At 55.5% G+C, this 13,522-nt stretch carries 9 protein-coding genes, 2 tRNA genes and 1 pseudogene; all 12 read left to right on the top strand.

Features of this window, described 5'->3' with window-relative positions:
- Window positions 1-58: 58 nt before the first annotated feature.
- The 12 genes and pseudogenes from BLW59_RS18180 to BLW59_RS13460 all read left to right on the top strand — a co-directional run bounded on the left by BLW59_RS18180 (window position 59) and on the right by BLW59_RS13460 (window position 13,091).
- Window positions 59-1,573, top strand: a complete 1,515-nt coding sequence (locus BLW59_RS18180; protein WP_318258592.1) for a UDP-N-acetylmuramoyl-L-alanyl-D-glutamate--2,6-diaminopimelate ligase — start codon at window positions 59-61, stop codon at window positions 1,571-1,573.
- Between the two features lie 12 nt (window positions 1,574-1,585).
- Window positions 1,586-2,971, top strand: coding sequence for a UDP-N-acetylmuramoyl-tripeptide--D-alanyl-D-alanine ligase (locus tag BLW59_RS18175; protein ID WP_318258591.1), 1,386 nt, complete (start codon window positions 1,586-1,588; stop codon window positions 2,969-2,971).
- A 244-nt stretch (window positions 2,972-3,215) separates the two neighbouring features.
- On the top strand, window positions 3,216-4,124 hold the full coding sequence (mraY, locus tag BLW59_RS13510; protein ID WP_080706084.1) for a phospho-N-acetylmuramoyl-pentapeptide-transferase: 909 nt from the start codon (window positions 3,216-3,218) through the stop codon (window positions 4,122-4,124).
- Between the two features lie 20 nt (window positions 4,125-4,144).
- A complete protein-coding gene (gene murD, locus BLW59_RS13505; protein ID WP_413778194.1) occupies window positions 4,145-5,521 on the top strand; it encodes a UDP-N-acetylmuramoyl-L-alanine--D-glutamate ligase in 1,377 nt (458 codons plus the stop codon).
- 317 nt (window positions 5,522-5,838) lie between these two features.
- Entirely contained in the window at window positions 5,839-6,948 is a 1,110-nt protein-coding gene (murG, locus tag BLW59_RS13500; protein ID WP_074698194.1) for an undecaprenyldiphospho-muramoylpentapeptide beta-N-acetylglucosaminyltransferase, read from the top strand.
- A gap of 16 nt (window positions 6,949-6,964) precedes the next feature.
- A pseudogene (gene murC / locus BLW59_RS18170) lies at window positions 6,965-9,312 on the top strand (UDP-N-acetylmuramate--L-alanine ligase).
- Window positions 9,313-9,534: 222 nt separating this feature from the next.
- Entirely contained in the window at window positions 9,535-10,305 is a 771-nt protein-coding gene (locus tag BLW59_RS13485; protein ID WP_074698191.1) for a cell division protein FtsQ/DivIB, read from the top strand.
- Window positions 10,302-11,003 (top strand): DUF881 domain-containing protein, encoded by a 702-nt coding sequence (locus BLW59_RS13480; RefSeq protein ID WP_074698190.1) that lies wholly within the window; start codon window positions 10,302-10,304, stop codon window positions 11,001-11,003. The genes BLW59_RS13485 and BLW59_RS13480 overlap by 4 nt, the downstream gene beginning before the upstream one ends.
- Window positions 11,000-11,362, top strand: coding sequence for a small basic family protein (locus BLW59_RS13475; protein WP_029546066.1), 363 nt, complete (start codon window positions 11,000-11,002; stop codon window positions 11,360-11,362). Before BLW59_RS13480 ends, BLW59_RS13475 begins: the two co-directional genes overlap by 4 nt.
- 138 nt (window positions 11,363-11,500) lie before the next feature.
- The gene (gene ftsZ / locus BLW59_RS13470; RefSeq protein ID WP_074698189.1) at window positions 11,501-12,655 is read left to right on the top strand and encodes a cell division protein FtsZ; all 1,155 of its coding nucleotides are present in this window, start codon (window positions 11,501-11,503) and stop codon (window positions 12,653-12,655) included.
- 265 nt (window positions 12,656-12,920) lie between these two features.
- A tRNA-Tyr gene (locus BLW59_RS13465) sits at window positions 12,921-13,006 on the top strand.
- A gap of 8 nt (window positions 13,007-13,014) precedes the next feature.
- Window positions 13,015-13,091: transfer RNA gene (locus tag BLW59_RS13460), tRNA-Met, on the top strand.
- Window positions 13,092-13,522 lie beyond the last annotated feature (431 nt).

The following is a 13,522-nucleotide window of genomic DNA, read 5'->3' as shown; positions in this document are numbered from 1 at the left end:
AAATATGCGCTATAGCGTTAAAATATTTTACGGCTCGCGGAGCCGAAGGAGGACATATATGAAACTTGTGAAAGAACTGGCTGCCCTTGTCAAGGGGGCCGTCATCAAAGGCGATAAAGAGACGAAAGTAACCGGCATCGAGCATGATTCCCGCAAAGTAGAGCATGGGACTATGTTCGTGTGCATTCCTGGTGCCCATGTGGACGGCCATGATTTCATTCCCCAGGCAGAGAAGGCAGGGGCCAAGGCCATCCTCACTACTCGTGAGGACATCGAGCCTCCTTTTGGCGGGGCGGTGTTGGTGGTACCGGATCTGCAGGAGGCACTGGACACCATCGTGCCCTTCTTCCATGACTATCCGGCCCGCTCTATGCGCATCATCGGCATCACGGGCACCAACGGCAAGACCACTACCAGCTATGTGACCCGCGCCATTCTGCGGGCGGCAGGCTACAAGGTGGGGCTCATCGGCACCATCCAGATCATGATGGAAGACGAAGTCTTCCCCATTCACAATACCACTCCCGATGTGGTGGAGCTGCAACACACGCTGGCCATCATGCGTGACAAGGGCATGGACTATGTGGTAATGGAGGTTTCCTCCCATGCTCTGGACCAGAACCGGGTGGCGGGTATTGAGTTCGACACGGTGGTATTCACCAATCTCACCCAGGACCATCTGGACTACCACAAGACTTTGGAAAACTACAAGCTGGCCAAGGCCAGGCTGTTTGATTTGGTCAGCGCTCCCGGTGTCAAGGAGCGCAAGTGCGCCGTGGTGAACATCGACGACGAGGCCGGCGCCACTATGCTGGAGCATGCCAAGTGCCCCCACATCACCTATGCCATTGACCGTGAGGCAGACCTCAGGGCCCTTGATGTGGAGGTGGAGGCTTCCGGCACCCATGTCATGCTGGAAAATGAAAAATTCTGCAACGAGAAATTCTGCATGATGCCTCTGCGCCTGCATCTGGCAGGTCGTTTCAACGTCTACAACGTCATGAGCGCTGTTGGTGCTGCCATTGCAGAGAATATCGAGCCTGCCATCATTCAGAAGGTGCTGGAGTCCTTTACGGCTGTGTCTGGCCGCTTCGAGCTGGTGCGCACTGGCAATGAAAGCCAGGACTTCTCCATTATCGTGGACTATGCCCATACTCCTGACGGGGTGGAAAATGTGCTGAAGACTGCCCGCCAGATTGCCAAGGCAAAAATCATCTCTGTCTTTGGCTGCGGCGGCGACCGCGACCGCACCAAGCGCCCAATTATGGGCCGCCTGGCAGCAGAGCTTTCCGATGTGGTGATTGCCACCTCTGACAACCCCCGCACTGAGGACCCGGAATTCATCCTGTCCCAGGTAGAGGAAGGTGTGCTGGAGAAAATCGGCTCCAAGCACCATGAGAAGATCATCGACCGCAGGGAGGCCATCTTCCGGGCGGTTGAGCTGGCCCAGAAGGACGATATCGTGGTCATCCTGGGCAAGGGCCATGAGGACTATCAGATACTGAAGGACAAGACCATTCACTTTGACGATAAGGAAGTGGCCCGGGCTGCCGTGGCTGCCAAGTTTGCGTAAGGGGGAGCATTGATGCCTGCATTTACTCTTGATGAAGTGCTGAAGGCTACGGGAGCCAAAGTTGTTTGTGAGACAGCCGGTGACTTTGCCGATGTAGTGACGGATACCCGCAAGATTGCGGAGAAGGTGCTTTTTGTGGCCCTGAAGGGCGAGCGCTTCAACGGCGAGGATTTCGCCGCCGAGGCTCTGAAGCAGGGGGCAGCTGGCGTTATCGTGGGCAGCGGCTGCACCAGGGAGAATCTTGAGGCAGCGCAAAAGGAGCAGGGCACTGTCCTGCAGGTGGAAGATACCCTGGCTGCCTATCAGCAAATCGCCCATCTGCACCGCATGAGATTTGACCTGCCTGTGGTGGCTATCACTGGTTCCAATGGCAAGACTACCACCAAGGATTTGACAGCGGCAGTGCTGTCTGCCCGCGGTCCGGTGCAGAAGACCCAGGCCAACTTCAACAACGAGATAGGCCTGCCTTTGACCCTGCTGGGAATAGAAGAGCAGCATACGGCAGCTGTGGTGGAAATCGGTATGCGGGGCCTGCATCAGATCGAGGCTCTGGCTCCTGTGGCGGCGCCTCAGGTGGGCATTGTCACCAATGTAGGTGAGACCCATATGGAGCTGCTGGGGTCCCTTGAGAATATCGCCAGGGCCAAGGCGGAGCTGGTGGAGGCTATTCCTGCCGGCGGCACGGTGATCCTGAATGCGGATAATCCCTATGTGGCAGGCATGGCTGACAAGGCCAAGGAGGGTGTAAGGGTCATTACCTTTGGCATTGAGAATCCTGCTGAGGTGAAGGCTGAGGCCGTACGCACCGAAGGTAGCAAGACCCTCTTTATGGTGGAATACGCCAAGGAGCGCCATGAGTATGTCCTGCCCATGGTGGGCAGGCACAATGTAGAGAATGCCCTGGCGGCAATTTCTGCCGGGTTTGCTCTGGGCATGAAGGCGGAGGAAATCCGTGAGGGCCTGCTTAATCTGGAAGCCACCAAAATGCGCTTTGAGTGCCAGGAGGTTGGACCGTGGCATGTGGTGAACGATGCCTACAATGCCAGCCCTATGTCCATGAAGGCGGCTATTGAGACTCTGTCCGAGCTGGTGAAGGACGGCCGCAAGATTGCGGTGATGGGGGATATGCTGGAATTGGGCGACGTTGAAGAGGAAGCTCACCGTGAGGTGGGACGTCAGCTTGCGGCGCACGGTTTTAGTGCAGTGGTTACCCGTGGGAAACTTGGGGCCTTGATTGCTGAAGGGGCAAAGGGTTCCGGGATTGCGGAGGCTTATTGCTGCGAGTCTCATGAGGAGGCTGCGGCGAAGCTGAAGGAGATTTTGCAGCCTGGGGATACGGTTTTATTCAAGGGCTCCCGGGGTATGCAGATGGAGAAAATTATCGATTTATTGAGGTAAGGCTTCGGCTGTTCATTTTCTTTGGCGCAAAGAAAACGAACCAAAAGAAAACGCGGACTGAAATCACATCGTGTGATTTCCGCGTCCGCGGGGCCCATCCATGGGCCCTGGGGTTCGGGAGTTCGTAGGTTCGTGGAGTTTGAGAGTTTGAGAGCCTTGGGGTTCTTGTTGATTTTAGAAAGAGGCATCAATTGTGGATAATAGCCTGATAGTGGCTGCGGCGGTGGCTGCTGGTTTTGTACTTATGACGGGGCCGTTTTTTATTCCCTGGCTGCATAAGCTGAAATTTGGTCAGAGCATTCGTGAGGAGGGGCCTCAGAGCCATCAGGCCAAGAGCGGCACTCCTACCATGGGGGGCATCATGATTATTCTGGGGATAGTCATAGGCACTTTGGCGGGGGCTCCCTGGACTGCGGAGATACTTTTGGCCCTGTTCATCACTTTGGGGCATTTTGCTTTGGGATTCCTGGATGACTATATCAAAGTAGTGAAGAAGAGGAATCTGGGACTTAAGGCAAAGCAGAAGCTTTTGGGGCAGATTATCATTGCTCTGGTGACCATCTATATTGGTACTAAGGAACTTGGCATTGATACTTCCATCTGGCTGCCGGTGCTCAATGCCAATGTGGATATCGGCTTTGGCTATTATCTGCTGGTGCTCTTTGTGCTGGTGGGCACTTCCAATGCGGTGAACCTCACGGACGGCTTGGACGGACTGGCTTCCGGCACCATGGCGGTGGCGGCCAGCTGCTATGGGGTGGTCTGCGCTCTCACCGGTCACAGCGACCTGGCGATTTTCTGCGTGGCCATTGTGGCGGCCTGCCTGGCTTTCCTGCGGTTCAACGCCCATCCTGCCAAGGTCTTTATGGGGGACACTGGGTCCCTGGCCCTGGGGGGCGCGCTGGCGGCGGTGGGCATCCTCACTCATACGGAAATCCTGCTGGTGATTATCGGTCTGGTTTTCGTGTGCGAGGCCCTGTCTGTCATCATGCAGGTCACTTACTTCAAGGCCACCGGCGGCAAGCGCATCTTCCGCATGAGCCCCATCCACCATCATTTTGAGCTGGGTGGCTGGTCCGAGACAAAGGTGGTCCTGGTGTTCTGGAGTGTAGGGCTGCTGGCTGGTATGGCAGGATTGATGTTGGTTAAATAACGAGGTGCATAACAATGGAGCTGGAGTTAGCAGGGAAAAAGGTACTGGTCATCGGTGCAGGCATCAGCGGCTTTGCCGCTGCCAAGGTTGCTAAGCGGTTTGGTGCTGAGGTCACTTTGAGTGATGCCAAGCAGGAAGCTGACCTGAAGTACGATTTTGCAGAGCTTAGGACGCTGGGCGTAGAGCTGGCTTTCGGTCCCCAGCAGGAGGAGATGCTGGCCGGGGTGGATATGGTCATCGTGTCCCCGGCTGTGCCCGTGCGGGTGCCTATTATCAAGGCTGCCTATGAGAAGGGCATCAGGGTGCTTTCTGAGGTGGAGATGGCCTATGAACTTGCCCAATCTCCTTTTGCTTCTGTTACCGGTACCAATGGCAAGACCACCACGGTTACCCTGCTGGGTGAGCTGCTGGCTGCCCATTTCCTTGCTGGCAAGACCGGCGTAGGCGGCAATATTGGCATTCCCTTGGTGGAAGAAGCCTTGCGGGTAGGGGAGGGCGGTGCCATCGCTGCTGAGATTTCCAGCTACCAGATGGAGGCCACCGAGGACTTCCATCCCCATGTGGCGGCGGTGCTGAATGTCACGCCCGACCACATTGTGCGCCACGGCTCCATGGAGGTCTATCAGGCCATGAAGGAGCGCATGTTTGCCCAGCAGACGGCTGAGGACTTTTTGGTGCTGAATTACGATGACAGCCACACTCGTGGCATGGCAGAGCGTGCCCATGGCAAGGTCTGTTATTTCAGCCGCAAAGAGGAACTGCAGGAGGGCGCTTATGTGCGCCAGGCTGACAACCGTCTGGTTATCATTTGGGCTGGCAAGGTCCATGAGCTTTGCACTGTGGAGGAGCTGGGCATCAAGGGCGGCCACAATGTGGAAAATGCCCTGGCAGCGGCTGCTTCTGCTTTCCTCATGGGAGCCACGGTGGAGGAAATGGTGCCGGTGCTGAAAGCCTTCAAGGGGGTGGAGCACCGCATCGAGCCGGTCAGGGAACTGGACGGGGTGGCTTATTACAATGATTCCAAGGCCACCAATACGGATTCTGCCATCAAGGCGCTGGAGACTTTCCCGGGGCATATCATCCTGCTGGCTGGCGGTGATGACAAGCTGACTGACCTGACGGAGTTTATGGGGCTGGTGAAGGAGCGCTGCGACGAGCTGATTCTCTTGGGAGCTGCCGCTGAGCGTTTTCAGGAAGAAGCCATCAAGAACGGTTATCCTAAGGAGCATATCCACATGGTGGGCTTCAGCATGGAGGAAGCCGTGGCCACGGCGCATAAGCTGGCCAAGGCACCCCAGGTGGTGCTGCTTTCTCCTGCCTGCGCCAGCTTCGATATGTACGAAGGGTTCGAGGCCCGTGGCAGGGATTTCAAGAGACTGGTGAATGACTTGCGCTAAGGCGTTCGGGACCCCTTTCAAATAAAGGGGATGTGACATTATTTTCTTTAGTATGCATAATGAAATTACAGGTCTTACCTGCCCCGTTTACGGGGAAGGTGGCAGCCCGAAGGGCTGACGGAAGGGGGGCTAGGGGTCGAACAAGTATCTTCGAAGTGAATTGTTCGGCTGCTCCTCCCCCTTCCACCACCTTCGGTGGTCCCTTGCCAGGGAGCCCACTGGGCTCCCGCGCTTACGCGCCCCCCGCAAGCGGGGGAGGTCAGGCAACACCTTTCAGTGCGATTACTATTATACTCATAGGCGAGGGGAGCGGTATTTTGCGGATTATTGTTTCGGGGGGCGGCACGGGCGGTCATATCTACCCGGCCATCACCATCATCAATACCATCAGGGAAAAGTGCCCGGAGGCGGAGTTCCTTTATGTGGGGACTCCTCATGGGCTGGAGGCGGATATTGTGCCCAAGGAGGGGCTGCCCTTTGCCACTGTGGACCTGCAGGGCTTTGAGCGCCGCCTGACTCCCAGGAATCTCCTGCGGGCTGGCAGGGCCATGGCGGCGGTGGCGAAGGCTGCCAAAATCGTACGTGATTTCAGGCCCGATGTGGTGATAGGCACCGGAGGCTACGTCTGCGGGCCTATCCTCATGGCGGCCAGTCTCAAGCATATCCCCACTTTGGTGCAGGAGCAGAATGTGCTGCCTGGTATTACCAACAAGCTGCTCTCCCACTTCGTGAGCCGCATTGCGGTGGGCTCCGAGGCGGCCCTGCCTTATTTCCCCTCAGAGAAGACCGTTTATACGGGCAACCCCATCCGCCGGGCGGTGATGGAGGCTGAACGTGAAGAAGGGGCCAAGGCTTTCGGCTTTGATCCAGGGAAAAAGACGGTGCTCATTTCCGGGGGCAGCCGGGGGGCGCGGGCTATCAACAGGGCCATGATTGAGGTGCTAGTGAAGGCAGCGGAGAATCCCCAGGTGCAGATGCTCCATGCCACCGGGGCCAAGGAGTACGATGATGTGATAAGCCGCCTGAAGGAAGCGGGGCTTGCCGAACTGCCGGAGCATATCAAGGTGGTTCCTTACCTTTACAATATGCCCCAGGCTCAGGCTATGGCGGATCTGGCGGTGTTCAGGGCCGGGGCTACGGGGCTGTCGGAGCTGACAGCCCGGGGGATTCCCTCCATCCTGGTGCCTTACCCCTATGCGGCGGAGAACCATCAGGAGTTCAACGCCCGGGCCCTGGAGAAGGAGGGAGCGGCCAGGGTGATCCTCAACAAGGACCTGACTGCCGGGAATCTGGGGGCGGCTCTGGAGGAGCTGCTGGCTGATGAGGAAGGGCTCAAAGCCATGTCAGAAGCCAGCCGCAAGTTGGGAAAGCCGGAGGCCGCAGAGGAGATTGCCGATATGGTGTTGACTTTGGCGCAGAATAGCTAAGAAAGGGATAGTGGTCATGAAGCAGCTCAAGGAGCTTAAAGATATCAAAAAAATTCATTTCGTAGGCATTGGGGGCGCTGGCATGAGCCCGCTGGCCAAAGTCATGTGCGAGCTGGGCTATGAGGTCACCGGCTCTGACAGGGATAACAGCGGCGTCATTGAGAATCTGGTTAAGCTGGGCGCCAAAGTCACTCTTGGTGGCCAGAAGGCGGAGAATGTTCGCGGAGCTGATGCCATCGTGGTGTCCTCTGCCATTCCCCATGACAACCCGGAGGTGCTGGCAGCCAAGGATCTGCACATCACACGCCTGCACCGCTCCGATATCAATGCAGCTCTGGTAAACGAATACAAGGGCATTGCTGTGGCAGGTGCCCACGGCAAGACCACTACTTCCGCCATGTTGGGGGTGACCCTGGACAGGGCTGGGATTTCCCCTACGGTCATCGTAGGCGGCGAGGTGCCTGACCTGGGTACCAATGCCAAGCTGGGCCAGGGGGATTATCTGGTGTCTGAGGCTGACGAGAGCGACGGCTCTTTCCTGAAGCTCCATCCCCATATCGCCGTGGTCACCAATGTGGAAGATGACCACATGGACCATTATGGCACCATGGAGAACATCATCAAGGCTTTCACCCAGTTCCTGGAGAATGTGGACAAGGAAACGGGGTATGCGGTGCTCTGCTTCGAGAACGAGAACCTGCGCAACATTGCCAAAAACCTTGACCGCAAGGTGTTCTCCTACGCCATCGAGCAGGAAGCAGATTACAATGCCAAGAACATCACCACCGGCGGCAGGGGCATTGCCTTTGACGTCTATAAGAAAGAGGAAAAGCTGGGCCATGTGGAGCTGAATATACCGGGCCGTCACAATGTGCTGGATGCCATGGCCTGCATCGTCACGGGCCTTTCTGTGGGGGTTTCCTTTGAAAAGATGGCCGAGGGCTTGGCCAATTTCCACGGGGCCAAGCGCCGCTTCCAGACCAAGGGTCGGGAGCAGGGAGTCTGGGTGGTGGATGATTACGCTCACCATCCCACGGAGATTGCCGCCACCCTGAAGGCTGCCAAGGAGACCAGCCCCCAGCGCCTGATCTGCGTGTTCCAGCCCCACCGCTACAGCCGCACCCAGCTCTTGCATGAGGAGTTCGGCGGGGCGTTCGTTTCCGCTGACAAGCTGGTGCTGACGGACATTTACGGGGCAGGGGAAGCACCAATTCCGGGCATTGACGGGCGTACGGTGCTGGAGGAAGTGCTGCGCCAGTCAGGCCAGGATGTGACCTATGTGCCTGAGCGCGAGAAGCTGGCAGAGTTCCTGTCCAAAGAAGTAAGAGAAGGCGACCTGGTGATTACTATGGGCGCAGGGGATATATACAAGACCGGTGAAGAGCTGGTTGAAATGCTGAAGAAGTAAGGGAGCCATAAGAAATGAATCAGGATAAGATAGTTGTAGTAATGGGCGGCACTTCCACGGAGGCCGAGGTTTCCCGCCGTACCGGCACGGCCATTTTGAACGCTCTGAAGTCCAAGGGATATAATGCCGAGGGCATGGAACTGGTACCAAAAACCTTTGCCAACGATATCCAGAAGACGGGCTGTGCCATTGTCTTCAATGCCCTCCACGGCAAGTTCGGCGAGGACGGCCTGTTGCAGGGCACCCTTGATATGCTGGGCATTCCCTACACCGGCTCCGGGGTGCTGGCTGCGGCTGTCACCATGGACAAGGCCGCTTCCAAGCGGGTCTTCGTGGCTGAGGGAATTTCCACTCCCCGCTCCCGCACTTACTACAGCTATGAGATGAAGCGGGGCCTGGCTGCCGAGATTGAAGCAGAGTTCTCTCTGCCCATGGTGGTGAAGGCTGCTTCTCAGGGCTCCAGCATCGGCGTCTATATCGTGGAGAGCCGCGATGAATTGAAGAACGCATTGGTGCAGGCTTTCAAGTACAACGACGAAGTGCTGGTGGAGGAGTTCATTGAGGGCCGGGAGCTGACGGTGGCTGTATGGGGCAACGAGGAAGCGAAGGAAGCCTTCCCCATCATCGAGATCACTACCCTTACGGGGCGTTATGACTACGACAGCAAGTACACCAAGGGCGCTTCTTCTCACATCATTCCTGCGCCCATGAGCGAGGAAAAGACCAAGGAGATTCAGGAACTGGCCATCAAGACCTTCACCGCCTGCGGCTGCAAAGGCGTGGCCCGGGTGGACATGATGCTGTCCAAAGACGAGGTGCCTTATGTCATCGAGGTCAATTCCGTGCCGGGCATGACGGAGGTTTCCCTGGTGCCGGATGCAGCAAGGGCCAAGGGCATCGAGTTCCCGGAGCTCTGCGAGCGGATGCTGGAGATGGCTGGGTTCAAGATTTCTTAATCATGTTAAAGTGAATATAGTATACACAATGAAATTATAGGTCTTACCTGCCCCGTTTACGGGGAAGGGGGACCGTCGAAGACGGTGGAAGGGGGGACTTGGAGGGCTGACTTTGCGACCCCTGGCTCCCCCTTCCGTCAGCCTTCGGCTGCCACCTCCCCCGCAAGCGGTGGAGGTCAATAGCTGTTAATTACTTTGTCATACTATAGGAGGTGTGAAGATATGGCAGATAATATAAGAGTCAGGAGAAGTCCCAGGCGCATATTTAAGGGATTGTTGTTTCTGATTGTTACCTGTGGTCTGGTAGCCCTCCTGGTCTATTCGCCCATTTTCACTCTCCAGAAGCTGAATGTCAAAGGGGCGGTATACCTCAGCGAGGACGAGATTGCCTACATTGCCCGGGTGCAGAAGGGGCAGCCGCTCTTCAATCTGGAGACCGCTGAGGTGACGGAGAACCTTTTGAAGGATTTGCGCATTGAATCGGCTACGGTGAAGCGGAACCTGCCTTATAGCCTGGATATCAATATCGTTGAGCGCGTGCCGGTGGCTACGGTGGCTTCAGAATACGGCTACGTGGATCTTGACAGGCAGGGGAAGGTCATTGCGGCTTATCGCAATCTGCGCCATGTGCCTATTCCTTTGATTACCGGGGTTACTGTCCATGACCTTTACATAGGGGATGATGTGCGTGATGCCAATATCAGTAAGGTGCTGTCCCTGCTGCAGGAGCTGAGCCCTGAGGCCCTTAATCAGCTTTCCGAAGTGAATGCAGCCAATCCTGAGTCGCTGGTGGCCTATACAGCCAAGGCAGTGCAGATACGCCTGGGCAATCTGGACAGGTTGGAGGAAGAAGTGAAGCTCACGGAAGATTTCCTCCAGGACCAGCAGACCAGCCCCTATGCCGTGGAGTATGTGGATTTCAGCTATGAGGTGCCTGTGATAAGGCTCAAGGATGTGCTGGTAGAAGTGCATCAGGAAGGGAAGGGTATATGATAAAAATCCGTCAGGGACGCTGGTCTATCGCCTGTGTCTGCATGGTGCTGGGCTTCATGGTAGCTGTGCAGCTGCGCACCACCGCTGACATGAAGGGCAGTGTTTCCTACCAGCGCATTGAGGAAATCACCGAAAGGCTTTTGACTACAGAGCAGGAGCGGGACGGGCTGAAAGAAGAACTTTCCACTTTGCGCAAGCAGAAGGCTTCTGAAGCCGGCGGCACCATCAGTGAGGATATACGTCTCAGGGCTGGCCTTACTCCCGTGGTGGGGGAGGGGGTCATCGTGAAGCTGGAGGACAGCAGCGCTGCGGCTAAGGCGGGGGAGAACCCTAACCTCTACATTATCCATGATGATGATTTGCTGAAGGTCATCAATGAGCTTCGTGCCGCAGGGGCAGAGGCTATTTCTATCAATGGACAGCGCCTGGTTGGTACCTCGGAAATCCGCTGTGCCGGGCCTACCCTGTCGGTGAACAATGTGCGCTCTGCTCCGCCCTTTGAAATCAGGGCCATTGGCGAGTCCAAGAGCCTGGAGAATGCTATCAAAATGCGGGGGGGCGTAGCAGAGACTTTGAAGGTCTGGGGCATCCAGCTGGAGGTTTCCACCAGCCAGTCTGTCTACATTCCCGCTTACAAAGGTTCTACTTCCCATACTTATGCCCATGAGACGGAGGAAAAGGAGGGGGAGACCAAATGATACTGCCTATATTGGGACTTATAGCAGGTTTTGCCATTGGCTATGTTTTCCCCGTGGTGATTCCCCTGGCTTATGCCAAGCTCTTTTCCGTGGCGCTCCTGGCTTCTCTTGATTCCGTCTTCGGCGGTCTCAGGGCTGCTCTTAGCGGCCATTTTGACAATACGGTCTTTATCAGCGGATTCTTCACCAATGCGCTGCTGGCGGCTTTCCTGGTCTTTGTGGGGGACCGCCTGGGCATAGACCTTTACTATGTGGCCCTGCTGACCTTTGGCTTCCGCATATTCAAGAATCTGGCGATACTGCGCCGCCACCTGTTGAAAAAGCACGGCCTTGAAAGGCCTCATTTGCCTGATGAGTGAGGGATTGAGAAGTTTTTCAAAGTGACTACTGGAAAAACGCTCTTAATGATGGTAAAATGGTAAGGCGTAGATAGTGTAATGATTTAAGTGCGCCCCAGGGAGCGCATGGACATATTGGTTCGTATGGGGGTTTGAGTGATGTTTGAGTTGGATGATAACGGCCTGGACCAGCTGGCCAACATTAAGGTAATAGGTGTAGGCGGTGGCGGCAGCAATGCTGTGAACCGCATGATTAATCTGGGACTTCAGGGCGTAGAGTTCATCGCCGTCAATACGGATGCTCAGGCGCTCTTGAAATCTTTGGCACCCAAGCGCATGCAGATCGGCGAGAAGCTGACCCGCGGCCTGGGAGCTGGCGCACAGCCCGAGATCGGTCAGAAAGCGGCCGAGGAGAGCCGTGATGATATCCTCGAGGCGCTGCGCGGCGCAGACATGGTTTTCGTCACCGCTGGTATGGGCGGCGGCACCGGCACAGGTGCTGCTCCTGTGGTAGCTGAATGTGCCCGGGAGATCGGTGCGCTGACTGTTGGTGTTGTGACCCGTCCCTTCAGCTTTGAGGGCATGCGCAGAAAGCGCAACGCTGAGTCCGGCATTGCAACTCTCAAGCAGCATGTTGACACCATCATCACCATTCCCAATGACCGTCTGCTGCAGGTGGTGGACAAGAAGACTTCCATCACCCAGGCTTTCCTGGAGGCAGATGATATCCTGCGCCAGGGCGTCAAGGGCATTTCTGACCTCATCGCTCAGCCGGGCCTTATCAATCTGGACTTTGCAGATGTGCGCTCCATCATGAGCAATGCAGGTACCGCTCTCATGGGTATCGGCGAGGCTACCGGTGAGAACGCTGCTGTGGAGGCAGCCAAGAACGCCATCGCTTCTCCTTTGCTGGAGACTACCATCGATGGCGCAAGAGGCGTACTTATCAACGTCACCGGTGCCGAGGAGAACCTCAGCATGTACGAGGTTACCGAGGCTTCCAATACCATTCACGAGGCCGTCAACGGCCAGGCCAACATCATCTGGGGTGCCGCTGTGGATAACACTATGGGCGACACTGTCAAGGTCACTGTAGTTGCTACTGGCTTTGACAACCCGGACGAGGTGGGGGCTCCTGCCCCCCAGCAGCCGGCAAAGCCTGCTGTTGCTCCTGCTGCGCCTGTGGCGCCTAATCTCTTTGGCCAGCAGCTGGCAGCAACCCCGGCTCAGCAGCCCCAGCAGCAGCCTGCAGCTCCTGTTCAGGAGCCGGTAGAGCCTTTTATTGACATTCCTGTGTGGATGCGCAAGAAGTAATGAGAAGATGTATCTCCTGCCTTTTGGGGCAGGAGATATTTTTTTTATAACGAGTACAAGATGTCCCCACTTCTATAAGTGGGGGCGGTAACTTACTAACAGGTGGCGAGTTAATATCTCCCGCCTCGTTGAAAGGCCAAGAGGAAGTTTTGCCTTCGGCAAAACTGGAACAATGGCCTTATAAATGTAAAAAAGTGATTGACAACAGATGTATAAGAGGGTATAATAATCACTGTTGTTGTCGTTGGTTTTGTTGACAGCAAATGGGTAGGTGCCCGAGTGGTTAAAGGGAGCAGACTGTAAATCTGCCGCCTCACGGCTACGATGGTTCGAATCCATCCCTGCCCACCATTTATTTTGGCGGCATAGCTCAGCTGGCTAGAGCATGCGGTTCATACCCGCAGTGTCCGGAGTTCAAGTCTCTGTGCCGCCACCATTTGAATTTGACAACACCGCTTCGGCGGTGTTTTTTTGTCACCTCCTCAAGTATTGGAAAAAGATCTTAAAAAGTTATTGACAAATGACTTGAAGGCGTGTATCATAATACAAGTCGCTAACGGGAGCGGCAAGCACGAAAGAGTTTCCTACAATATAAAAGAGAGCCTTGATTGGCCAGCAAAAATATTGAAAAAGAAATTCAAAAAAAGTGCTTGACACTCCGAAAGAGACAAGATAAAATAAACAAGTCGCTTCAAGTGAGCGACTCTTGAGAAATCAAGTTGTTCCTTGAAAACTAAACAATGCAAACGAAAACAAATTTGTTTTCAAGCCAGATGTTAGTCAAACTTTTAGTTTGAACCAAAACATCGGTTGCACATCTGAAAAGATGAAGCATGGTTATAAAGAAACCATACTGAATAGCAACTG

This window comes from Selenomonas sp. KH1T6, assembly GCF_900108415.1.
In the GTDB taxonomy this organism is placed as follows: Bacteria; Bacillota; Negativicutes; order Selenomonadales; family Selenomonadaceae; genus Selenomonas_B; species Selenomonas_B ruminantium_A.
The sequence above is the reverse complement of the archived record's forward strand: the minus strand, read 5'-3'. Positions and strand labels throughout refer to the sequence as shown.

Coding starts and splice junctions, on each gene's coding strand:
- mraY (WP_080706084.1), top strand. CDS start 3,216: ATGACGGGGCCGTTTTTTATTCCCTGGCTGCATAAGCTGAAATTTGGT.
- BLW59_RS18180 (WP_318258592.1), top strand. CDS start 59: ATGAAACTTGTGAAAGAACTGGCTGCCCTTGTCAAGGGGGCCGTCATC.
- ftsZ (WP_074698189.1), top strand. CDS start 11,501: ATGTTTGAGTTGGATGATAACGGCCTGGACCAGCTGGCCAACATTAAG.
- BLW59_RS13480 (WP_074698190.1), top strand. CDS start 10,302: ATGATAAAAATCCGTCAGGGACGCTGGTCTATCGCCTGTGTCTGCATG.
- BLW59_RS13475 (WP_029546066.1), top strand. CDS start 11,000: ATGATACTGCCTATATTGGGACTTATAGCAGGTTTTGCCATTGGCTAT.
- BLW59_RS18175 (WP_318258591.1), top strand. CDS start 1,586: ATGCCTGCATTTACTCTTGATGAAGTGCTGAAGGCTACGGGAGCCAAA.
- BLW59_RS13485 (WP_074698191.1), top strand. CDS start 9,535: ATGGCAGATAATATAAGAGTCAGGAGAAGTCCCAGGCGCATATTTAAG.